Consider the following 22,198-nt stretch of genomic DNA (forward strand, 5'->3'; position numbering starts at 1 on the left):
GAAGATTTTTGTCGGGAGAGTGACGGATGATCGTGACGACCACGCCTTCGGTGGAAGGCTATCAGATCGCGGATTACCTTGGCATCGTGACGGGCGAGGCGATCATGGGGGCCAATATCGTGCGCGACCTGTTTGCCGGGATCACCGATATCATCGGGGGTCGGTCAGGTGCCTATGAGGCAAAGCTGGCCGATGCGCGCGAAACCGCGCTGCATGAGATGCAAGAGGCCGCGCGGGCCAAGGGGGCCAATGCGGTGGTCGGGGTCGATCTGGATTACGAAGTGATCGGCCAGATGCTGATGGTGTCGGCCAGCGGCACGGCTGTACGGTTGGGCTGACGGGCGGTTTGACGCAATGCTTGGGAATGCCATGATCTTTTCCAACTGCGGACAAGGTTCGCGGGCAGGGTGCACGCCATGTGCAACCTATGCTGGTGAATTTCATGGCCCTCGACCAAATGCTGTCTTTCGATCCCAAAGCGGATTTCGCCAATCGCGTGGCGCGTATTCAGGCGGGCGGGTTGCATACCAACCGGACGCTGTTTGTGGGCAACGAAGAGGCGCTGGCCCTGCCGCCGGGCGCGTTTCGCAAGAAGCCGCGCAAATCGCGGTTTTTGCCGATGTTTTTGGCCTTGGTGACCTGCGGGGCGGGCGTCTTTGTCGTGACCATGGCGTCGGTCAATCTTTTCTGACGGGCCACGCGCCCGTTCATCAACACGGGCCGCTTGGGCGGCCAGACAACAACCGGGGGCGTCGCGCGGCGACGGCCCCCTTTGGCATTTAGAACGGGGCCTGCGATGCTTGAGATCAAGAACCTGCATGTGAAGCTTGAGGAAGAGGATAAGCAGATCCTCAAGGGCGTCGACCTGACGGTAAAGGCCGGCGAGGTGCATGCCATCATGGGGCCGAACGGATCGGGCAAGTCGACCCTGTCCTATGTGCTGGCAGGCCGCGAAGGCTATGAGGTGACCGAAGGCAGCGCCACGCTTGAGGGCGAGGAACTGCTGGAGATGGAACCCGAAGAGCGGGCGGCATCGGGGCTGTTCCTTGCCTTCCAATATCCGGTGGAAATTCCTGGCGTGGGCAACATGACCTTTCTGCGCACGGCAGTGAATGCGCAGCGAAAGGCGCGTGGCGAAGAGGAAATGAGCGCGGGCGATTTCCTGAAAGTCGTGCGCGAAAAGGCGAAGAAGTTGAAGATTGATGCCGAAATGCTGAAACGGCCCGTCAATGTGGGCTTTTCGGGCGGCGAAAAGAAGCGCAACGAAATTCTCCAGATGGCCATGCTGGAACCCAAGATGTGCATTCTGGACGAGACGGATTCCGGCCTTGACGTGGACGCGATGAAACTGGTCTCTGACGGGGTGAATGCCCTGCGCGACGAGGGGCGGGCGTTCTTGGTGATCACCCATTATCAGCGTCTGCTGGACCATATCAAACCCGATGTGGTGCACATCATGGCGGCTGGCCGGATCATCAAGACGGGCGGGCCGGAACTGGCGCTGGAGGTGGAGCATAACGGCTATGCCGACATTCTGGCGGAGGTGCAGTGATGGCGCTGCCGCAGGCAAAGCAGGACGCGCTTGCCGCGAGGATCGCGGGGCTGTCCTTTGCGCGCGACGGATGGCTTGGGGCTGCACGGGGCGAGGCTTTGGCGCGCCTGTCGGCGATGGGTCTGCCCGTTCGGCGGGATGAATATTGGCGCTATACAGACCCCAGCAGCCTGACAGCGGTGGAGGCCCCGGCGGCGAAGGTGTTCGATGCCAGCGATGAAAGCCCGATTTTCGGCGGGATCGACCGGGTAAAGATCGTCTTTCGTGATGGCGTCTTCGATGAAGCGGCGTCAGATGATCTGAAACTGGCCGGGGTAGAGATCGAGCGTCTTTCCCGCGCCGGGGGCGCCCATATCCATTGGGCGCGCGATGTCTATGGCGTTCTGGAGGCGCGGGGGCAGATGCCGGTGCAGCGGCCCTTAGCGGCGCTGAATTCCGCTTTTGCGACGGATGGGCTTCTGATCCGGGTCACCGGGCAGGCGGCAAGGCCGGTTTCTTTGATTTATGTCCATGAATCAGAGGTTTCGGATGCGATCCTGCATCATTGCGTGAAGGTGGAGTCCGGGGCCGAAATCACCATTCTGGAGAACGGCCCGGCAGCGGCGCGCTTTTCCAAGGTGATGGAGGTGGAGGTGGCCGATGGCGGCCGGTTCCACCATGTGCGCGCACAGGGGCGTGACCATGAACGCCGGGCGGTGACGCATATCTTTGCGCGGCTTGGGGCAGGGGCTGTGTTCAAATCCTTTACCCTGACGGCGAATGGCGTTCTGACCCGCAATGAGGCGGTGATCGAACTGGCAGGGGATGAGGCCGTGGCCCATGTCGCGGGCGCAGCCGTCGGCGATGGGGCCTTCCACCATGATGACACGGTCTTCGTGACCCATGCGGCGGAACGCTGCGAAAGCCGTCAGGTGTTCAAGAAGGTCTTGAAGAACGGCGCGGTGGGCGTGTTCCAAGGCAAGATCCTTGTGAAGCCCGGCGCGCAGAAGACGGATGGCTATCAGATTTCGCAATCGCTGCTTCTGGACGAGGACAGCCAGTTTCTGGCCAAGCCGGAACTGGAAATCTATGCCGATGACGTGAAATGCAGCCACGGGTCCACCAGCGGCGCCATTGACGAAACCGCGCTTTTCTATCTGCGGTCGCGTGGGGTGCCGGAACGGGTGGCCCAATCCCTGCTGGTGCTGGCCTTCCTTGCCGAGGCGATTGCCGAGATCGAGGATGAGGCGATTGCCGAGGATATCCGGTCGCGGCTGGAGGGGTGGCTGGCGCGCCACGAACACTAGGATGGCCATCACGCTGGATATCCTGCGGGGCTGGCGCGATCCGCGCGGGCTGATCCGGCAAAAGCTGGGGCAGGGGGTGCGCGAGGATCGCGCCCTGGCCGTGCTGATGGGGGCCTGCCTTCTGTTTTTTGTGGCGCAATGGCCGCGTCTGTCGCGCGAGGCCTTTTTGAACCCTGAAGTGCCGCTGGACGCGCGGATGGGGGGGGCGCTGATGGGCTGGGTCTTTATCGCGCCCCTGTTCATGTATGCGTTGGCGGCGCTGGCGCATCTGGTGGCGCGGGTCTTTGGGGGCAGGGGGACGTGGTACGGGGCGCGGCTGGCGCTGTTCTGGGCGCTGCTGGTGCTGTCGCCTCTGGCGCTGTTAAACGGGTTGGTCAGCGGTTTCATCGGGACGGGCCCGGCTGCGACGGTGGTGGGCCTTCTGGTTCTGGCGGGTTTCCTGTACCTGTGGGTCAGCATGACGATCGAGGCGGAAAAGGCATGACGCTGAACTTTGCAGACCTGTCGGCGCTGGTCCGGCTGACGCTGACGCAACCACGCGCGGCGGCGCAGGCGGTGATGCGGCTGCCCCTGCCGATGTCGGGGCGATGGTCGGCGTTGCTGTTGATGGCGACGCTGTCGGCGCTGCTGATGCAGGTGCTGGGCGCGATGCTGCCGCCCAGCGTCGGGCCGGATGGCGAGGCGCTGCGCCCGGTGGGACCGCTGGTCTGGGCCGGGATGGTGACCGTAGGGATGATGATCACGGCGGGGCTTGCGCATTCCGTGGGCCGCTGGCGGGGCGGGAAGGGCGAATTTGCCGATGCGCTGATCCTTGTCGCGTGGTTGCAGTTCCTGCAACTGCTGCTGGTGGTGGTGCAGATCCTTTTGATGCTGGTGGTGCCGCCCTTGGCCCCGGTGGTGGAAATCGGCGGGGTGCTGCTGTTCCTGTGGCTCTTGGTCAATTTCGTGGCCGAGATGCATGGGTTCAAATCGCTTGGCCTTGTTTTTCTGGGCGTGATCCTGACCTTCGTCGGCGCGGTCTTCGCGCTGAGCATTCTGATGATGGCGCTGGGGGTAGGGCTGTGACCTATGACGTTCAAGCCGTGCGCGCGGAATTCCCGATCCTGTCACGGCAGGTGAATGGCAAGCCGCTGGTCTATCTGGACAATGGTGCCAGCGCGCAGAAACCACGCGCGGTGATCGATGCGGTGACGCAGGCCTATGCGATGGAATATGCCAATGTTCACAGAGGCTTGCACTATCTTTCAAATCTTGCCACGGAAAAGTATGAGGCGGTTCGTGGCATCGTCGGACGGTTCCTGAACGCCGATCCGGAGGAGATCGTTTTCAATTCCGGCACGACAGAAGGGATCAACCTTGTCTCTTACGCCTGGGCCGCGCCGCGGTTGCAGGCAGGGGATGAGATCGTTCTGTCGATCATGGAGCATCACGCCAATATCGTGCCATGGCATTTCCTGCGCGAACGGCAGGGGGTGGTGCTGAAATGGGTGGAATGCGACGCCAAGGGCGATCTTGACCCGCAGGCGGTGATCGATGCGATCGGGCCGCGCACGAAACTGGTGGCGGTGACGCATATGTCCAACGTGCTGGGCACGGTGGTGGATGTGGCGGCGATCTGTAGGGCTGCGCGCGAAAAGGGTGTGCCGGTGCTGGTGGATGGAAGCCAAGCCGCGGTGCATATGCCGGTGGACGTGCGGGCCATCGGTTGCGATTTCTATGCGATCACGGGCCATAAGCTTTATGGTCCAAGCGGTTCCGGCGCGATCTTCATCCGCCGCGAGCGGATGGAGGAGATGCGGCCCTTCCTTGGCGGCGGCGACATGATCCGCGAGGTATCGCGTGATGCGGTGACCTATAATGACCCACCGATGAAGTTTGAGGCGGGCACGCCGTCCATCGTGGCGCAGATCGGTCTGGGCGTGGCGCTGGAATTCATGATGGGTCTGGGGATGGAGAATATCGCCGCCCATGAACGCAGCCTTCGCGACTATGCGCACGCGCGGCTTGCGGGGATCAACTGGCTGAATGTGCAGGGAAATTCCGACACGAAGGGTGCGATCTTTTCCTTCACCATGGCCGGGGCGGCGCATGCGCATGACATTTCGACCATCCTCGACAAGCGGGGGGTGGCGGTGCGGGCGGGCACGCATTGTGCCATGCCGTTGATGGACCATATGGGCGTGGGCGCGACGTGCCGCGCGTCCTTTGGCCTTTACAACACGGTCGAGGAAGTTGATGCGCTGGTTTCGGCGCTGGAGCTTGCGAACGAGTTGTTCAACGGCTGATCGGCGCGGGATAGCGGTTGCAAGTGCCGCGCGCTTTCGGTAAGGCAAGGCCAAGCGCGCACCCGTAGCTCAGCTGGATAGAGTGCTGCCCTCCGAAGGCAGAGGTCACAGGTTCGAATCCTGTCGGGTGCGCCAGTTTCCTTAGATCATTGCGGTGTAGGGGCCTTTGTCGTCGGTCTGTTTGGCAATCTCCAATTATCCTATAATCAATATTATGTCATATACGACATGTGGCGGTATCGCGCTGGCATCATACGATGGCTTGCGATAGAAGGCCCGCATCGCCCTTTTGGCATCGGAGGCTGGCCCATGGAATTCTCGCGCGCGATCAAGATTGCCCCATCCATCCTATCGGCGGATTTCGCGAATTTCGGGGCCGAGTGCCGCGCCATCGAAGATCAAGGCGCGGACTGGGTGCATGTGGATGTGATGGATGGTCATTTTGTGCCGAACCTGACCTTTGGGCCTGCCATGTGCGCGGCGATCCGCCCGCATATCCGGGGTGTGATGGATGTGCATCTGATGATTGCGCCGGTGGACCCCTATATCGAGGCCTATGCGCAGGCCGGTGCAGATGTCATCACCGCGCATCTGGAGGCCGGGCCGCACATTCACCGGACCCTGCAAGCCATTCGAAACACAGGGAAAAAGGCGGGTCTTGCACTGAACCCCGGAACTGGGATCGATGCAGTGGCGCATCTTCTCGACATGGTCGATCTGATCTGCGTGATGACGGTCAATCCGGGTTTCGGAGGGCAGAAATTCATTCATTCCCAAGTGGATAAGGTGCGTTCCTTGCGTGCCGTGATTGGCGACCGGCCCATCCATATTGAGATTGATGGCGGCGTGACCGTGGAAACCGCGCCTTTGGTTGCGGCGGCAGGTGCGGATGTGCTGGTTGCGGGGTCGGCGGTTTTCAAGGGCGGATCGGTGGCAGATCCGGCGCCTTATGGTGCGAATATCAGGGCCATCCGGGCGGCGGCGGAGGCTGCCGTCTAGGATCGACGGTATCGACCATCCTACACGATGGCGCGTTCGGCGAAGGGGCGGCCCTCGATCATCCGGGTGACGGAAAGGTCTGACAGATCAAGGCTTTGCCAGCCTCCCGTCAGGATATGCTCGGCCACCCCCCTGCCCGCCGCAGGCGCTTGTTGAAGGCCATGGCCGGAAAACCCGTTGATCAAATAGAGGTTCGGCAGATCGGGATGCGGGCCAAGGACGGCGTTCTGGTCCAACGCATTATATTCGTAATGCCCGGTCCAGTGGCGGATGACCTTTACCGCGTCGAAGCCCGGCGCGCGGTGCCAGAGGGCGGGCCAGATCACCTCTTCCCACAGATGCAGATCGGGGTCGAAATCCTGCGGATCGCAGGGGCCGTCCGTTGCTGGAACGGTGGCGGTGATCCATTGCCGATGCTCGGGCCGGATCCAGTAATCGCGATCGATCATCAATGGCGCATCGGGGTGGCGGGCGTTGGGGGCGTCGATCACAAAGACCGTGCGCTTGCGGGGTTCAATGGCGATGTCGAGGCCTGCCATGCGCATCACCTGCGCGGCAGCCGGGCCTGCGGCATTCACTGCGGCGGCGCAGGTGACATGCACCCCCTGCCCCAGCGTGACCCCCGTCACCCGGCCTGCGGTGGTGGTGATCCCCGTGACGTCATCCGTCAGGAAGCGCGCGCCTTGGGCGCGGGCGGCGGCGCGGAAGCCGTTCAAAAGACCCATATTGTCGAAGAACCCTTCGTCCCGCGGGCCGAAACTGGCCCCTGCAAGGTCTTCGGTATTGAGCCAGGGAAAGCGCGCAGCGGTTTGGTCGGGCGTCCAGATCTGGGTGGCCGCGCCATGGTCGCGCTGCATCGCGGCAACCTCTGTCAGCGTGGCGAGGCCTTCGGGTGTAGAGGCGAGGAAGAGATAGCCGTTTTCCCGCAGGCCTAGATCGGGGATGCCCACGTCATGGCCGAGATGGGCCTGAAACGCCTTCACAAAAGCGATGCCAAAGCGCGAGATTTCCACATTCACCGGATTGGTGAATTGTTGCCGGATTCCGGCGGCTGCCAAGGCGGTCGAGGCGCGGGCGAAGGTCGGGTCGCGTTCCACGACGACCACCGACAAGCCCGGTTGCATTCGGGTCAGCCAGAAGGCCACGGATGCCCCCATGACGCCCCCGCCGATGATGACGACATCCGCCTGCATGTGCTTCCTCCGACTCGGCACCACAGGTTTTGACAGCGGCGCGCCTGCGTGGTTAGACAGGAACGGGGACAAGAACAACCCGCGCCTGATCGAAGCCTTGGCGCGGTGAGGGGATGAGAAGGTGAGCGAGGTACTTCCGCTTTTGGCGCGGATTGCCGAGGCCACGTCCGTGGGACCGGCGTGGCAAGCCGCGACGGGCTATTTCGCCCGGCTCGGCTTTGGCAGGGTCAATTATGGCTATACGCGCTTTCTAACCGATAAGACGATCGGCCATCCGGAGGATGTGGTGTTTCTGACCACGGCAGACCCGGAATATGCACGGCGGTATTTTGCGGGCGGGCTTTATGCGCGGACACCTGCTTTTCGCTGGGCGCAGGAGAATACGGGGGCCTGCACCTGGACCTGGGTGGGCGAAGCGATGGCGCGGGGTGAATTGTCCCAAGACGAGGTTGCAGCGGTGAAGCAAAACCTTGCCATGGGCATCCGCGCCGGAATCACGGTGAGCTTTCCCGAAACCTCGACCCGGGCCAAAGGGGCGCTGGGGATGATCGCGGATGAGGGGCTGGATCATGCCGCGGTCGAAGCGATCTGGTCAGAGCGGCGGGAAGAGATCCTTGCCGTGGCGAATATGATGCATCTCAAGATCGTCAACCTGCCCGGCGCGAACCGTCGGCGCCCGCTGACGCAGCGCCAGCGTGAGGCGCTGGAATGGGTGGCTGATGGCAAGACGACGCAGGATGTGGCGGTCTTGATGGGGGTTTCGCCCGCTATGGTGGAAAAGCATCTTCGGCTGGCCCGGCAGGCGCTGGATGTGGAAACGACGGCGCAGGCTGTGGCCAAAGCTGCGCTCTTGAACATGGTTTTCCAGAAGGACGGGAAATCACGCAGCCTGCCCCCGGCCACAGCGGCGAGGTAGGGATTCCCTGACTGTTCTGACGCCGCGCAGGATGGTCATATGACGCTACGCCCCTATACCAATGGCCTAGGCCGGGTGGGGCGGCCTGTCGGATGAACGGAACGATTTGACCGCATCCGGTTGGCGATTGCCCCTATCTCGCCCCAGAGAGAAGGGTGTTTGTCCGGAGGGGCGGAAATTTCCCGCCGCCCTGATGGTGATGGTTGGCGTGTCTGTTGCTTGATCCCCATGGCCAGACGCGCGGTGATACGGTGCAGCTGCAAGGCTGCACCGTTTTTCTTTGGGCAGCCCGAAGTTATGGCAAAGGAAAAGGCCCGCCTCATTTCTGAGGCGGGCCTTTCTTTGACCGAAGGCGGAAAGATCAGCCCTGAAGCGCCTTGGCGACTTCGGCGGCGAAATCCTCTTTCTCTTTTTCGATGCCTTCACCGACGGCCATGCGGACGAAGGAGACAACCTCTACCCCGGCCTCTTTCGCGGCTTGGGCGACGGTCACATCGGGATTGATGACGAACTTCTGGTTCAGAAGGGTCGATTCTTCGAAGAACTTCTTCATCCGGCCCGGGATGATGTTGTTCTGGATCACGGCTTCGGGCTTCGGCTTGGCCGAGGCGGCGTTTTCTTCCATCGCCTTGGCAGTCTGCACGGCCAGTTCGCGGGCTACGACTTCGGCATCCATATCCGCCTCAGAGAGCGACATGGGCGAGGTGGCGGCGATATGCATCGCGATCTGCTTGCCAATGCCGTTATCGGCGCCTTTCAGCGCGACCAGCACGCCGATCCGACCAAGGCCATCGGCGGCGGCGGTGTGGATATAGGCGGCAACGCTGTCGCCTTCCACGGCGGCCATGCGGCGCAGGGTCATGTTTTCGCCGATGGTGGCGATGGCATCGGTGAGCGAGGCTTCGACCGACTTGCCGTTCAGGTTGGCCGCCTTGAGCGCGTCAAGATCAGCCGCGCCAAGGGCGGCGGTGGTGATGCCACGGACGAGGTTCTGGAAATCGGCGTTCTTGCCGACAAAGTCGGTTTCCGAGTTCACTTCAACCGCGACGCCCTTGCCGCCCGAGACGGTGACGCCAACAAGACCTTCGGCGGCGACGCGGTCGGCCTTTTTGGCGGCTTTGGCAAGGCCCTTGGTGCGCAGCCAGTCAACCGCGGCTTCCATGTCGCCATTGGTTTCGGTCAACGCCTTCTTGGCATCCATCATACCTGCGCCGGTCGAATCGCGCAGTTCCTTCACCATGCTTGCGGTGATCGTCATGTCAGACTCCTGAAAATCGAGAGTGACCCGGGAAGTATCCCCCCCGGGTAAATGCGGCGTGACAGAGGATCAGGCCTCGGCGATCGCCTCTTCCTCGGGCGCGGTTTCCAGCGCACCAAGGTCGATGCCAGCAGCGCCGAGCTGCGCCGACATGCCATCAAGCGCCGCGCGAGCGACGAGGTCGCAGTACAGCGCGATGGCGCGGGCCGCGTCGTCGTTGCCGGGGATCACGTAATCCACGCCTTTGGGCGAGCAGTTGGTGTCAACCACGGCCACGACCGGGATGCCAAGCTTTTGCGCCTCGAGGATGGCGAGGTCTTCTTTACCCACGTCGATGATGAAGATCAGGTCCGGGGTGCCGCCCATTTCACGGATACCGCCCAAGGAGGCCTGCAGCTTGGACTGCTCACGCTCCATGTTCAGACGTTCTTTCTTGGTCAGGCCTTCGGCGCCATTGGCCATCAGCTCATCGATCTGCTTCAGGCGCTGGATCGACTGGGAGACGGTCTTCCAGTTGGTCAGCGTGCCGCCCAGCCAGCGGTGGTTCATGTAGAACTGGGCGCATTTTTCGGCGGCTTCGGCGATCGGCTTCTGGGCCTGACGCTTGGTGCCGACAAAGAGGATGCGGCCGTTCTTGGCGACGGTGTCGCGCACGACCTTCAGCGCCTGTTCCAGCATGGGAACGGTCTGGGTCAGGTCGATGATGTGGATGCCATTGCGATCCCCATAGATGTATTCGCCCATCTTGGGGTTCCAGCGCGCGGTCTGGTGGCCGTAGTGAACGCCAGCTTCAAGCAGCTGACGCATGGAGAACTCGGGAAGAGCCATGTCCTATTCCTTTCCGGTTTAGCCCTTGGCATCGCTGTCTTACCCCTTGTGGGGCAACCGGCGGACAGGACGGGATTTCTCCCCGCCAAGCCCAAGCGAAGCCTGTGAAGTGCGCGTGCCTTTAGGGGGTTTTGGCGGGGGATGCAAGCGCCCTTGGCAAATATGCGGGTTCTGGGTGGTTCTGTGCCAAGAAACTGGGGAGATTTTGGTGGGGCCTGGCGGGATGGGGTGGGTTGAAAGCCCCTGCCCTTCGCCTCTAGATGGTGGCATGAGCGCGCGCCCTGACATCCTTTGCATAGGCTCGGTCCTTTGGGACATCATTGGCCGTTCGGCCATCGTCATGCGGCAGGGGTCAGACGTGCCGGGGCGGATCACGCGGTTGCCGGGGGGCGTGGCGATGAACATCGCCATGACGCTGGCGCGGCTGGGCCTGCGGCCTGCGGTGCTGACGGCGATTGGTCGGGATGCGGCAGGGGATGAACTGGTCGCCGCTTGCGGGCGACTGGGGGTGGAGACAGGTTTTGCCTATCGGTCGGACGACCTGCCCACGGATCAATATATGGCTGTCGAAGGGGCGAATGGGTTGATCGCCGCGATTGCGGATGCCCATTCGCTTGAGGCGGCGGGAGACAAGATCCTGCGGCCCTTGGCGGATGGAAGCCTTGGGTCCGAAGGGGCGCCTTGGGCCGGGATGATCGCGCTGGACGGAAACCTGACGGTGCATCTTCTGGCCGAGATCGCGGCATCGCCCCTGTTTGCGGCGGCCGATCTGCGGGTGGCGCCTGCCAGCCCCGGCAAGGCGGAACGTCTTATCCCGCTAATGTCCCACGGGCGGGCGGTGCTCTATGTCAATCTGGAAGAGGCGCGGTTGATCGGGCATGAGGCCTATGACAGCGCGGGGGCGGCGGCGGAAGGGCTTTTGGCGCGTGGGGCGGCGCGGGTTCTGGTCACCGATGGCGGGCGGGCCTGTGCGGAAGGGACGCAAGGCGTGGGTGTCATCGTCGATCACCCACCGCAGGTGATGGTGACGCGGGTCACCGGCGCGGGCGATACTTTCATGGCGGCGCATATCGTTTCCGAACGGCGGGGCGCGGATCGGTCGGCGGCTTTGGCCGCCGCAATCCGCGCGGCCGCCATCTATGTGAGTGGGGAGGCCCCGGCATGAGCCGGTTCTCGCGGATGACATGGCTGAACCCGCCCCCAGAGGCGATGGAGGTCCCCGGCGGTATCGAAGTTGTCACGGGTGAGAAGACGGATTTCTGGCGCGAAACATTTTACGGCTTCATCCGCCATAACGGGCATTTCCTGTGGGAATCGGTGCAAGGCGATTTCACGGCGGAAGTGACCATCGCGGGCAAATACCGCGCGCTTTATGATCAGGCGGGGCTGATGATGCTTTTGTCGGATCAGCATTGGATCAAATGCGGGGTGGAGGTGAATGACGGCCAGCCCGTCTTTTCCACCGTGATCACCAATCTGCGGTCCGATTGGGCGACGATGCCCCTGCCCTTTGATCCGGCCTCTGTCCGCCTGCGCCTCAGCCGTCATGGTGATGCGGTGCGGGTGGATGTGGCGCGGCCTGAGGGCGGCTGGTTCCTTGCCCGATTGGGTTATATGCCCGCGGGTCTGCCCGCCAAGGTGGGGATCATGGCCTGTTCGCCGGAACGCGCGCGGTTCCGCGTGATGTTCCGCGATTATCGCTGCGGCCCCCCGATTGCGCGCGATCTGCATAACGGAGAATGACATGGATGCCCTGACCTTGGCGCCCGATGTGGCGCGGGCCTTGCGGGATGGTGCGCCGGTGGTGGCGCTCGAATCGACCATCATCACCCATGGGATGCCGTGGCCCGAAAATCTTGAAACCGCGCAGCGGGTGGAGGCAGAGGTGCGCGCCCATGGCGCGGTGCCTGCCACGATGGCTGTGATGGGTGGACGCATTCACATCGGGTTGACGGAGGCCGAGCTTCAGGCCTTGGCGCAGGCGCAGGGGGTGGCAAAGCTGTCCCGCGCGGACCTTGCCGCCTGTTTGGCCACAGGCGGCACGGGGGCGACCACAGTGGCCGCCACCATGATCTGCGCGCGGCTGGCGGGGATTTCGGTCTTTGCCACGGGGGGCATTGGCGGCGTGCATCGCGGGGCGGAAACGAGTTTTGACATTTCCGCCGACCTGCCGGAATTGGCTCAGACAGCCGTCACGGTTGTGGCGGCGGGGGCGAAGGCCATTCTCGATCTACCCAAGACGCTGGAATGGCTGGAAACGGCAGGCGTGCCGGTGATCGCCTTCGGGCAAGATGCCTTTCCCGCCTTCTGGTCGCGCGACAGCGGGTTGAAAGCGCCACTCCGGATGGACCGGGCCGAAGACATCGCGGCGGCGGCGCGGATGCGCGCGGCGCTGGGTGTGCCGGGCGGGCAACTCGTGGCCAATCCGATCCCGGTTGAGGCAGAGATCGCGCGGGCCGAAATCATGCCGGTGGTGGAGCAAGCCCTGTCCGAAGCGGCGGCGCGGGGCATCGCGGCAAAGGCCGTGACGCCTTTCCTTTTGCAACGCATCTTTGAATTGACCGAGGGGCGGTCGCTTGATGCCAATATCGCCCTTGTTCTGAACAATGCCCGTCTTGGGGCCGCGATTGCCGGGGCCTTAGCGCGCGGGGTGTGAAGGTTCCGGTTGTGCGAGCGCCCAGCTCTTCCTAGATTGTCGGGAACAAGGGAACCGGGGCAAAAATGAGCGAAACACAACCGCCGCGGCGCAGCCTGCTTGGCGCGCTGAGGGCGAGCTTTCTGACAGGATTGGTCGTCGTTCTGCCCACGGGGTTGACCCTTTGGCTGATCTGGTCAGTGGTGGGTTGGCTGGATGGCTGGATCCTCCCGCTGATCCCGTCGGCCTATCAGCCCGAGGCGCTGGTGCATCGGGTCTTTGGGCCGGATGTCACCTTTCCCCTGCGCGGTGTGGGGGTTGCGGTCTTCCTCGTCTTTACCGTGCTGATCGGCTGGATGGCGCGTGGCTTTCTGGGCCGGACGCTGATGGGTCAGGCGGAACTGCTGGTCGACCGCGTTCCAGTGGTGCGTTCGGTCTATGGCGGGTTGAAGCAGATCACCGAAACGGTCTTTGCCCAGAAGGAAAAGACCTTTGACCGGACCTGTCTGGTGGAATTCCCCCGCCCCGGTGTCTGGGCGGTGGGGCTTGTCGCCTCTTCGCCAAAGGGCGAGATTGCGGCCAAACTGCCCGGCGACATGATCGCCGTTTTCGTCGCGCTGACCCCGCTGACATCCGGCGTGCTGATCTATGTCCCGCGTGAGACGGTGATCTTCCTTGATATGAAACCGGATGAGGCGGCGAAACTGGTCGTGTCGGGTGGCTTGGTCTATCCGGCGGTGAAAGAGCCGCTGATTTCCAAATAACTCAGCCGAGCAGCCGGTTCAGATCAAGGCTGGCGCGTTCGCCCAGATCGGCGCGGTGGGTGGCAAGGAAGGTCTCTGCCGCCTTGCGTCCGGCCTGATGCAGCCGCATGACAAGGCCCGGATCGGGGGAAAGCTTTGTCCCGGCGGAAAGCTCGGTCATCAGCCCGTCATCTGCGATCAGGTGTAAAAGCACGTCCTTCATCTGCCCGCGTTCCATTCGGCCTTCGGCGATCAGGCGTTTGACGAATTTGATGGCGCGCAACTCGCCCAGAAGGGCGGCATGAAAGCTGATTTCGTTGATGCGGTTCTGAATATCCAGCGGCGACATCGGCACGGCATCCCGCAGCCATGGGTTGATCGAGACGATGACGATATCATCGGGCAGATCGGGGGCATAAAGCGGGAAAAGGGCGGGATTGCCGGAATAGCCGCCATCCCAATAGGCGTCGCCCTCAATGGTGACGGCCTGAAAGACGGTGGGCAAACAAGCCGAAGCCAAAAGCGCATCCGGCGTCAGGTCATCCCCTTCGAAGATGCGGATGCGCCCCGTGCGGACATTGGTTGCGCCGACATAGAGGCGCGGGCCTTCGCCATGGCAGACTTGGCTGAAATCCAGCCGCCGCACCACGGGTTCCAGCGGGTTTTCCCAGAACGGACCCCAGCCGTAGGGGGACCAAAGCTGGGCAGCAAGCCCTTGGGGTGACACGGGAAAGGCAGCCTCGACCACGTCGGTCCAGGCGCGCGAGGCGGTCCAAAGCGGCTGCATCCAGCGGATCATGCGGAAATCGCCCAGATTGGCGACCTGCATCCACAGCGCGGCAAGGCTGTCCTTCGCGCCCTGCCGCCCGCCCGCAATCATCCCGGCCTTGAGGGCCGCCGCATTCAGCGCCCCGGCCGAGGTGCCCGACAGGGCGGCGATGTCGAGCGTTTCATCCTCAAGCAGCCTGTCAAGGACGCCCCAGGTAAAGGCGCCATGCGCGCCGCCGCCTTGCAGGGCCAGGTTAAGGCGCGTCATGCCCATGGCCCTGGCGGACAAATTTCTTCGAAGCAATTAGTGAGAATCTTCGAAGATTTTGGGATCACAGCGCCGTCCACCCGCCATCCACGCTGATCGTGGTGCCCGTGACCTGATCGGCATGCGGAGAGCAGAGGTAGAGCACCGTCCCGCCGATCTGTTCGGTCGTTGCAAATTGGCGCGAGGGTTGGCGCAGAAGCATTACCTCGCGGATCACGGTATCGCGGTCCATGTTATGCACCTTCATCTGGTCGGGGATCTGCGCCTCGACCAAGGGGGTCAGGACATAGCCGGGGCAGATGGCATTGCAGGTGATCCCCTGCCCCGCTGTTTCCAGCGCGACCGTCTTGGACAGGCCCACGACCCCATGTTTGGCGGCGATATAGGCCGATTTGAAAGGGCTTGCCGTCAGACCATGGGCCGAGGCGATGTTGACAATGCGCCCCCAGCCCCGCGCCCGCATGCCCGGCAGGGCAACCGCCGTGGTGTGGAAGGCGGAAGACAGGTTGATGGCAAGAATCTGGTTCCACTTTTCAACCGGGAAATCCTCGACCGGGGCGACATGTTGGATCCCTGCATTGTTCACAAGGATATCGCAGCCCCCGGCGCTTTCGACCAAGGCGCGACAGTCTTCGGCCTTGGACATGTCGGCGGCGATGTAGCGCGCGGTCACGCCATGGTCTGCGGACAGTTGCGCGGCCAAAGCATGGTCCTCGGGGCGGTCGGTAAAGCTGTTGATGACGATATCCGCCCCGGCCTTGGCGAGTTCGACGGCCACGCCAAGCCCTATGCCGGAATTCGATCCGGTGATGATCGCGGTTTTGCCCTTCAGGTCCATTTTGGCCCCCCTTTGCTGCATCTGCGAAGGGTATGCCTGCTGCGGGGGCGAAATCCAGCCCTGATGCATCGGCATCGCGCGGGCGTGAAGCATAAAAAAACGCCGGCCAGAGGCCGGCGTTAAGTTATTGAGGCAGGTTTCATACAGGCAAGAAACCTATCGAGCAGTGACCCCTATATACGCGCCCTGTTGCCGGTATCCAAGCTAAAAGTTTGAAAAGGCAGGCAAGCGGGTCTAGGCTCCGGTCCAGAAAAAACGAACCGGCCGGGAGTGTCGAGGGAATGGGAACAGTGAATTTCAAAGGTCTTAAGGCGGTGCTGGCGGCGATGGCCGTAGTAGCGATTCCCCTTGGGGCGGGGGCGGATACCCATGGCATAGCTATGTATGGAAAGCCCGCTCTTCCCCCGGATTTTGTGTCCCTGCCCTATGCAAACCCGGATGCGCCCAAGGGCGGGCGGATCGTTTTCGGAGAAAGCGGGGGGTTTGACTCGCTCAACCCGTTCATCGTGAACGGCATCGCCCCGGCGGGGATCAGTGCGCATACGATCGAAACGCTGCTGGGCCGATCCTATGACGAACCCTTCACCCTTTACGGCCTATTGGCCGAATCGGTGGTGACGGATGACGCCCGGACGTTCGTCGAATTCACCCTGCGGCCCGAGGCGCGATTCTCGGACGGCAGCCCGGTCACGGTCGAGGATGTGATCTGGTCGTTCGAAACGCTGGGGACCAAGGGCCAGCCGCGCTATGCTGCCGCTTATGGCAAGGTGGCGACGGTTGAAAAGATCGGCGAGCGTGGCATCCGCTTTACCTTCAATACCGAGGATCGCGAATTGCCGCTGATCCTTGGGCTGCGGCCGATTCTGAAGAAAGCGCAATGGGAGGGGCGCGATTTCACCGTCTCATCTTTGGACCCCGTGATCGGATCGGGTCCTTACGTGGTCGCGGAATTCGAGGCCGGGCGCTACATCACCTATCGCAAGAACCCCGATTGGTGGGGGGCGGATCTGGCCTTTAACCGGGGCCAGCACAATCTGGACGAAATCCGCTATGACTATTTCGGCGATGCGGGCGTGGTTTTCGAGGCGTTCAAAGCGGGCGAAATCACCAGCTGGCGCGAAACCAACCCGGTGAAATGGGATCAGCAATATGATTTCCCGGCGGTGACGTCGGGCGATGTGGTCAAATCCATCATCCCGCATTCGCGCCCGTCGGGGATCGAAGGTTTCGTTTTCAACACCCGCCGGCCGATCTTTCAGGATTGGCGCGTGCGCGAGGCGCTGATCACGGCCTTCAATTTCGAACTGATCAACAGGACGCTGAACGGCAGCATCCCGCCGCGCATCCAGAGCTATTTCTCCAACTCCCCCCTTGGCATGACACCCGGTGCGCCTGCCGAGGGTCGCGTGGCGGAATTCCTCGAACCCTTCCGGGCCGAGCTTCTTCCCGGCGCGATGGAGGGCTATACCCTGCCCGTGGGCGACGGGTCCGAGGCGAACCGGGGCGCGATCCGCAGGGCGACGGCCCTTTTGGAAGAGGCGGGATGGTCGGTACAGGACGGCGTGTTGAAGAACGCGGCGGGCGAGCCCTTCAGCTTTGAAATCGTGCTGGTGAACGGCGCGACCGACACCATCAACGCGGCCACGATCTATGTCGAAGGGCTAAAGCGGTTGGGGATCGAGGCACGGCTCACGACCATCGATTCGGCGCAATACAAGGAGCGCACCACGAATTACGATTTCGACATGACCCATTACATCCGGTCCCTGTCGCTGTCGCCGGGGAATGAGCAGACGCTTTACTGGGGGTCGAAAGGCGTGACGGAACCCGGCACGCGCAATTGGATGGGCATGAATTCGCCTGCCGCCGAGGCGATGATCGCCACCATGGTTGCGGCGCGCAGTCAGGACGATTTCATTGCCGCGGTGCAGGCCTTGGACCGCATCCTGACGAGCGGGCGCTATGTCATCCCGATCTGGTATTCGGATGTCTCGCGCCTTGCGCATCGGAAGGAGTTGAAATTCCCCGACCGCCTGCCGCTTTATGGCGATTGGCCGGGCTTTCAGCCTGAGGTCTGGTGGTATGAGGACTAAGGAGCAGAGGATGAGAAAGACAGTGGTGCTTTTTGCCGTTCTGGCCGCCTTGGCGGGCTGCGCGACCATTGAAGGCGCGGGGCAGGATATTTCCTCGGGCGCGCGGGCGGTGGGTAATCTGTTCTAGGAACGCCCATCTGGGCAGGGTGCAAGGGGCCGGGCGGGAATGCCCGGCCTTTTCTTTTCGCGGGGGCGATTTCCGGCGCGGAAATCGCGACGGAATTTGACGCAAATTCCGTGGCCCTTTGGGCTGGTTCCCACCTCATCCGGGGCCGGTTCGCCCGAAGGGCGGCAAAGTCTGCGTCAGACTTTGTGACGTTTCCTGCGTCAGGAAACGCTGTTTCAGACCAGCGATGTCACCCAAAGGATCGTCGCATCCTCTTCCGATAGGCTGATAACGTTATGCCCCATCGAGGCATCATAGTAGGCGCTGTCACCGCGCCGCAGGTCCACGGGTTCGTAGAATTCGGTGTAGAGCCGGACGACCCCGGTCAGAACATAAAGGAATTCCTCGCCGTCATGGCGCACCCAGCCATCGAATTCTTCGACATCCCGCGCGCGGATGCGGGCGCGGTAGGGCAGCATCTGCTTGCGCGTCAACTGCCCCGCAAGCAATTCATGTTCATAGGTCGCCGTCGCATGCCCCTGCCCTTCGCCCTGTTTCGTCACCGACATCCGGCCCGACACCTGTGCCTTTGACGGCGGTGTGAACAGCTGTGGGACAGAGATCGACAGGCCTTCGGCCAGTTTCTTCAACGCCTCATAGGTGGGCGACATCTGGCCATTTTCGATCTTGGACAGGGTCGACCGCGCCAGCCCCGCCTGCGTGGCCGCCTGTTCCAGCGTCCAGCCGCGCGCCTTGCGCAGATCGCGCACCCTTTCGCCAAGGTTCAGGGGGGCGACATGCGCCTCTCCGCCGTTTTCACGGGCAATGCGGATCAGGGATTTGGGATCGGTTCCGGCCATGGCCGGGGATTACTTGGTCACAGGTGCGCTTGCAACGGCGGCGTGGGCGGCTAGAGAGAAAGCATGCTGTCTGAGATCGATCTTTCCCCATGGCCGCCCTGCCCCGCGCCTTTCAACATGGCGCGGCATGTGCTGGAGGCATCCTCTACCCGTTTTCCCGACCGGATGGCCTTGCAGATCGTCTCGCCCAAAGGGGCGGAGAGATGGAGCTATGCCCGCCTGATGGCGGCGGTGCGCGGCTGCGGGACGGGGTTTCTTGCGCAAGGCTTGCAGCCGGGGGACCGGGTGCTGTTGCGGCTGGGCAATGAGGTGGCCTTTCCCGTGGCCTTCCTTGGGGCCATCGCAGCGGGGCTGGTGCCTGTGCCAAGCTCGGCCGCGCTGACGGGGGCCGAGATTTCGCGGATGGCGGGGGTGATTGCGCCTGCGCTGATCGTGGCGGGCGAAGGGGTTGCGCTGCCCGATCCGTTGCCTTGCCCTGTGGTGACGGCGAAGCAGGTTCTGGGATGGGAAGCGCTGCCCCCTTGCGATTGGAACATGGGCGATCCTGATCGTCTGGGCTATGCCGTGTTCACCTCGGGCACCTCAGGCCGGGCACAGGCGGTGGGCCATGCGCATCGCGCGATCTGGGCGCGGGGGATGATGCATCAGGGCTGGGAGGGCATCACCGACGGGGACCGTGTGCTGCATGCGGGGGCTTTCAACTGGACCTATACGCTGGGCACCGGGCTGATGGACCCGTGGACGGTGGGGGCCGTTGCCCTGATCCCGGCGGCTGGGGTGGAGGTCATGGCGCTGCCCCTGTTGATGAAACGCTTTGATGTGACGGTCTTTGCCGCGGCACCGGGCGTGTATCGGCAAATGCTGCGCGGGCCGATGCCGGCCTTGCCCAAGCTGCGGCATGGGCTGAGCGCGGGCGAGGCGATGGCGCCTGACCTGCGCGCGGCGTGGGAGGGTGCGACGGGCCGGCCCGTGCATGAAGCGCTTGGGATGACAGAAGTATCGACCTATCTGTCCGGCTGCCCGGATCGACCACAGGCACCGAGAACGGCGGGATGGGTGCAGCCGGGGCGGCGCCTGGCGGTGCTGGGCGAAGACGGCCAGCCCGTCGCGCGGGGCGCAGTGGGCACGCTGGCCGTGCATCGGTCCGATCCGGGCTTGATGCTGGGCTACATGGGGGATGCGGCTGCTACTGAGGCGCGGATGCGAGGGGATTGGTTCCTGACCGGCGATCTGGCCGAGATGACGCATGACGGCGCGGTGATCTATCGCGGTCGCGCAGATGATCTGATGAATGCGGGCGGCTTTCGCGTATCGCCCCTGGAGGTTGAGGCGGCCATGGCCACCTGTCCCGGCATCAAGGACTGCGCGGTGACGGAGGTGGAGGTGAAGGCGGGGGTGCGGGTGATCGGCTGCTTCTACCTGAGCGACCAGCCAATCCCGGATGCAGAGCTTGCCGCCCATGCCGAGGCCTGTCTTGCACGCTGGAAACAGCCGCGGCTTTGGGTCCGGCTTGACGCCTTGCCGCGATCTGCCAACAACAAGCTGAACCGTCGCGCCCTTCAGGGCCTGTTGCCGAAAGGGACGCCATGATCCGCCTTGATATCTTTTCCGATCCGGTCTGCCCGTGGTGCCTGATTGGCAAGACGAACCTTGACCGGGCGCTGGAGAGCAGGCCCAACCACCCGTTCCGCATCGAATGGCATCCGTTCCAGTTGAACCCCGACATGCCCAAGGGCGGCGTCGATCAGGTGGAGTATCTGGCGGCCAAGTTCGGTGGCAAGCAGCGGGCCATTCAGGCCATGTTGCAGGTGGTTGACCATGCCAAGAAGGCGGGGGCCGAAATCAACATGGATAAGGTCACCCGCCTGCCCAACACGCTGGATGCCCATCGTCTGATTCATTGGGCAGGGATCGAAGGGCGGCAGACGCCGATGGTGGCGCGGCTGTTCCGCGCGCATTGGCGCGATGGCGAGGATATCGGGGATCACGCCACGCTGGCGCGTCTTGCAGGCGACGTGGGGATGGATGCCGTGGCGGTGGCGCGGCTTTTGGCCAGCGATGCGGATGCCGAGGATATTGCCGCCCGTGACACTGACGCACGGCGCAAGGGCGTGACGGCGGTGCCGACCTTTCTGATCGCCCAGGCCTATGTCGTGTCGGGCGCGCAGCCGGTGGAAGTCTGGCAGCAGATCATCGATGAATTGGTCGAAAAACTCGCTGTGCAGGACGGGCCGGAAGACTAGGCCTGCCCAAGGCGCAGAAGGCACGCTCTGTGCAGGAACGATCCCGGCTTTGTGCGCTTGCTGCGCTATCCGGCCCTGATGGTGCGTGATAAGGCGGCGGCATGACACAGGTTCCCCATACAAGCACCGCACCCCGCATGGGGCAGACGGAATTCATCATCCTGATCGCGGCCCTTTTCGCCACCATCGCCTTTTCCATCGATGCGATGCTGCCCGCCCTGCCCCAGATCGCGGCAGAGCTTTCGCCGGATTCGCCGAATGCGGCGCAGCTGATCCTGACCTCCTTCGTTCTTGGCATGGGGATCGGCACGCTTTTGGCCGGGCCGTTGTCGGATGCCTTTGGGCGCAAGCCCGTGATCCTTGCCGGGGCTGCGCTTTACTGTGCGGCAGCGCTGGTGGCCTATGCGGCACCGACGCTGGAAGGGGTCTTGCTGGCGCGGCTGTTGCAGGGCCTCGGCTCGGCGGGTCCGCGGGTGGTGTCGCTGGCGCTGGTGCGCGACCTTTACAAAGGGCGCGAGATGGCGCGGGTCGTCAGCTTTGCGATGATGATCTTCACGCTGGTGCCCGCCATTGCCCCTTTCATCGGGCAAGGGATCATCTGGGTGGCGGGCTGGCGGGGGATTTTCCTTGCCTTTGTCGCCTTTTCGGCCCTGTCCATGCTGTGGTTCTGGCTGCGCCAGCCGGAAACCATGCCAAAGGCGATGCGGCGGCCCCTGCAGGTAAGCACGCTGAAGGCGGCTTTCGTTGAGGTGCTGTCGCACCGCGTCGTGGTCGTGTCGATCGCGGTGCAGACGCTGGTTTTTGCCTGCCTTTTCGCGACGCTGTCAGCCACCCAGCCGATCCTTGATCAGGTCTATGACGAAGGAGAGCGTTTCCCGATCTGGTTCGCGCTGATCGCGCTGCTGTCGGGGACCGCGTCACTGATCAACGCAAAGCTGGTGGTGCGGCTGGGGATGCGGCGGATGATCAGTATGTCGCTGGGCGCGCAGGTGGTGTTTTCCACCGTGATGCTGGTGGCCAAGGCGGGGGGCATCTGGCCCCCGGCGTTGGCCTTTCCGGCGCATCTTCTGTGGACGACAGGGGTGTTCTTCATGATCGGGCTGACCATCGGCAACCTCAATGCGCTGGGGCTGGAACCCGTGGGCCATGTGGCAGGGATGGCGGCCAGCGTGATCGGGGCGATTGCGACGGTGGCCTCGGTCGTGCTTGCAGTCCCGGTTGGGCTGATGTTCGACGGGACGGCCTATCCCCTGATGGGCGGTGTGGCCGTCTTTGCGGCGGCGGGCTGGGGGTTGATGCGGATGATCCCGCGGTAGAACGGGCAATA

24 protein-coding genes and 1 tRNA gene are annotated in these 22,198 nt (G+C 63.1%); 19 read left to right on the top strand and 6 right to left on the bottom strand.

Features of this window, described 5'->3' with window-relative positions:
- Positions 1-26: 26 nt before the first annotated feature.
- The 9 genes from QF092_RS03980 to rpe all read left to right on the top strand — a co-directional run bounded on the left by QF092_RS03980 (position 27) and on the right by rpe (position 6,122).
- Entirely contained in the window at positions 27-338 is a 312-nt protein-coding gene (locus tag QF092_RS03980; RefSeq protein WP_281467839.1) for a YbjQ family protein, read from the top strand.
- Between the two features lie 104 nt (positions 339-442).
- Entirely contained in the window at positions 443-691 is a 249-nt protein-coding gene (locus QF092_RS03985) for a hypothetical protein (RefSeq protein WP_281467840.1), read from the top strand.
- Between the two features lie 105 nt (positions 692-796).
- Positions 797-1,552, top strand: a complete 756-nt coding sequence (gene sufC, locus QF092_RS03990; protein ID WP_281467842.1) for a Fe-S cluster assembly ATPase SufC — start codon at positions 797-799, stop codon at positions 1,550-1,552.
- A complete protein-coding gene (gene sufD / locus QF092_RS03995) occupies positions 1,552-2,838 on the top strand; it encodes a Fe-S cluster assembly protein SufD (protein WP_281467844.1) in 1,287 nt (428 codons plus the stop codon). Before sufC ends, sufD begins: the two co-directional genes overlap by 1 nt.
- Position 2,839: 1 nt before the next feature.
- Positions 2,840-3,322, top strand: a complete 483-nt coding sequence (locus QF092_RS04000; RefSeq protein ID WP_281467846.1) for a YIP1 family protein — start codon at positions 2,840-2,842, stop codon at positions 3,320-3,322.
- The gene (locus tag QF092_RS04005) at positions 3,319-3,903 is read left to right on the top strand and encodes a Yip1 family protein (RefSeq protein ID WP_281467848.1); all 585 of its coding nucleotides are present in this window, start codon (positions 3,319-3,321) and stop codon (positions 3,901-3,903) included. The genes QF092_RS04000 and QF092_RS04005 overlap by 4 nt, the downstream gene beginning before the upstream one ends.
- Entirely contained in the window at positions 3,900-5,123 is a 1,224-nt protein-coding gene (locus QF092_RS04010; protein WP_281467849.1) for a cysteine desulfurase, read from the top strand. Before QF092_RS04005 ends, QF092_RS04010 begins: the two co-directional genes overlap by 4 nt.
- A gap of 58 nt (positions 5,124-5,181) precedes the next feature.
- Positions 5,182-5,258, top strand: a tRNA-Arg gene (locus QF092_RS04015).
- Between the two features lie 174 nt (positions 5,259-5,432).
- Entirely contained in the window at positions 5,433-6,122 is a 690-nt protein-coding gene (rpe, locus tag QF092_RS04020) for a ribulose-phosphate 3-epimerase (protein ID WP_281467852.1), read from the top strand.
- A 20-nt stretch (positions 6,123-6,142) separates the two neighbouring features.
- Here the strand turns inward: rpe and QF092_RS04025 are convergent, their stop codons facing one another.
- Positions 6,143-7,315, bottom strand: coding sequence for an NAD(P)/FAD-dependent oxidoreductase (locus tag QF092_RS04025; protein WP_281467854.1), 1,173 nt, complete (start codon positions 7,313-7,315; stop codon positions 6,143-6,145).
- A 121-nt stretch (positions 7,316-7,436) separates the two neighbouring features.
- Between QF092_RS04025 and QF092_RS04030 the strand changes: the two genes are divergently transcribed.
- Entirely contained in the window at positions 7,437-8,231 is a 795-nt protein-coding gene (locus QF092_RS04030; protein ID WP_281467857.1) for a helix-turn-helix transcriptional regulator, read from the top strand.
- Between the two features lie 361 nt (positions 8,232-8,592).
- Here the strand turns inward: QF092_RS04030 and tsf are convergent, their stop codons facing one another.
- The gene (tsf, locus tag QF092_RS04035; RefSeq protein WP_281467859.1) at positions 8,593-9,489 is read right to left on the bottom strand and encodes a translation elongation factor Ts; all 897 of its coding nucleotides are present in this window, start codon (positions 9,487-9,489) and stop codon (positions 8,593-8,595) included.
- A gap of 69 nt (positions 9,490-9,558) precedes the next feature.
- The gene (rpsB, locus tag QF092_RS04040) at positions 9,559-10,317 is read right to left on the bottom strand and encodes a 30S ribosomal protein S2 (RefSeq protein ID WP_281467860.1); all 759 of its coding nucleotides are present in this window, start codon (positions 10,315-10,317) and stop codon (positions 9,559-9,561) included.
- Positions 10,318-10,585: 268 nt separating this feature from the next.
- Here rpsB and QF092_RS04045 point away from each other — a divergent pair, with 268 nt between their 5' ends.
- The 4 genes from QF092_RS04045 to QF092_RS04060 all read left to right on the top strand — a co-directional run bounded on the left by QF092_RS04045 (position 10,586) and on the right by QF092_RS04060 (position 13,716).
- A complete protein-coding gene (locus QF092_RS04045) occupies positions 10,586-11,482 on the top strand; it encodes a PfkB family carbohydrate kinase (protein ID WP_281467861.1) in 897 nt (298 codons plus the stop codon).
- On the top strand, positions 11,479-12,060 hold the full coding sequence (locus QF092_RS04050; protein WP_281467863.1) for a DUF1349 domain-containing protein: 582 nt from the start codon (positions 11,479-11,481) through the stop codon (positions 12,058-12,060). The genes QF092_RS04045 and QF092_RS04050 overlap by 4 nt, the downstream gene beginning before the upstream one ends.
- 1 nt (position 12,061) lies before the next feature.
- Positions 12,062-12,973, top strand: a complete 912-nt coding sequence (locus tag QF092_RS04055) for a pseudouridine-5'-phosphate glycosidase (RefSeq protein WP_281467864.1) — start codon at positions 12,062-12,064, stop codon at positions 12,971-12,973.
- A 65-nt stretch (positions 12,974-13,038) separates the two neighbouring features.
- Positions 13,039-13,716: a DUF502 domain-containing protein gene (locus QF092_RS04060; RefSeq protein ID WP_281467866.1), complete on the top strand. Its 678-nt coding sequence runs from the start codon at positions 13,039-13,041 to the stop codon at positions 13,714-13,716.
- 1 nt (position 13,717) lies between these two features.
- On the opposite strand, the gene QF092_RS04065 is transcribed toward QF092_RS04060, so the two are convergent.
- Positions 13,718-14,731: a patatin-like phospholipase family protein gene (locus tag QF092_RS04065; RefSeq protein ID WP_281467868.1), complete on the bottom strand. Its 1,014-nt coding sequence runs from the start codon at positions 14,729-14,731 to the stop codon at positions 13,718-13,720.
- A gap of 64 nt (positions 14,732-14,795) precedes the next feature.
- Entirely contained in the window at positions 14,796-15,569 is a 774-nt protein-coding gene (locus tag QF092_RS04070; RefSeq protein WP_281467870.1) for a 3-hydroxybutyrate dehydrogenase, read from the bottom strand.
- A 281-nt stretch (positions 15,570-15,850) separates the two neighbouring features.
- Here QF092_RS04070 and QF092_RS04075 point away from each other — a divergent pair, with 281 nt between their 5' ends.
- Positions 15,851-17,662 carry an extracellular solute-binding protein gene (locus QF092_RS04075; protein WP_420026494.1) on the top strand — a complete coding sequence of 604 codons (1,812 nt, stop codon included), beginning with the start codon at positions 15,851-15,853 and terminating at the stop codon, positions 17,660-17,662.
- A gap of 10 nt (positions 17,663-17,672) precedes the next feature.
- Positions 17,673-17,789, top strand: coding sequence for an entericidin EcnA/B family protein (locus QF092_RS04080; RefSeq protein ID WP_281467873.1), 117 nt, complete (start codon positions 17,673-17,675; stop codon positions 17,787-17,789).
- Between the two features lie 215 nt (positions 17,790-18,004).
- Here the strand turns inward: QF092_RS04080 and QF092_RS04085 are convergent, their stop codons facing one another.
- Positions 18,005-18,628 carry a helix-turn-helix domain-containing protein gene (locus QF092_RS04085; protein ID WP_281467875.1) on the bottom strand — a complete coding sequence of 208 codons (624 nt, stop codon included), beginning with the start codon at positions 18,626-18,628 and terminating at the stop codon, positions 18,005-18,007.
- 63 nt (positions 18,629-18,691) lie between these two features.
- Here QF092_RS04085 and QF092_RS04090 point away from each other — a divergent pair, with 63 nt between their 5' ends.
- The 3 genes from QF092_RS04090 to QF092_RS04100 all read left to right on the top strand — a co-directional run bounded on the left by QF092_RS04090 (position 18,692) and on the right by QF092_RS04100 (position 22,187).
- Positions 18,692-20,218, top strand: coding sequence for a class I adenylate-forming enzyme family protein (locus QF092_RS04090; protein WP_281467877.1), 1,527 nt, complete (start codon positions 18,692-18,694; stop codon positions 20,216-20,218).
- A complete protein-coding gene (locus QF092_RS04095) occupies positions 20,215-20,871 on the top strand; it encodes a DsbA family oxidoreductase (protein ID WP_281467879.1) in 657 nt (218 codons plus the stop codon). The genes QF092_RS04090 and QF092_RS04095 overlap by 4 nt, the downstream gene beginning before the upstream one ends.
- 101 nt (positions 20,872-20,972) lie before the next feature.
- Positions 20,973-22,187 (top strand): multidrug effflux MFS transporter, encoded by a 1,215-nt coding sequence (locus QF092_RS04100; RefSeq protein ID WP_281467881.1) that lies wholly within the window; start codon positions 20,973-20,975, stop codon positions 22,185-22,187.
- Positions 22,188-22,198 lie beyond the last annotated feature (11 nt).

Origin of the sequence: Fuscovulum ytuae, assembly GCF_029953595.1 — a bacterium.
Classification (GTDB): Bacteria; Pseudomonadota; Alphaproteobacteria; order Rhodobacterales; family Rhodobacteraceae; genus Paragemmobacter; species Paragemmobacter ytuae.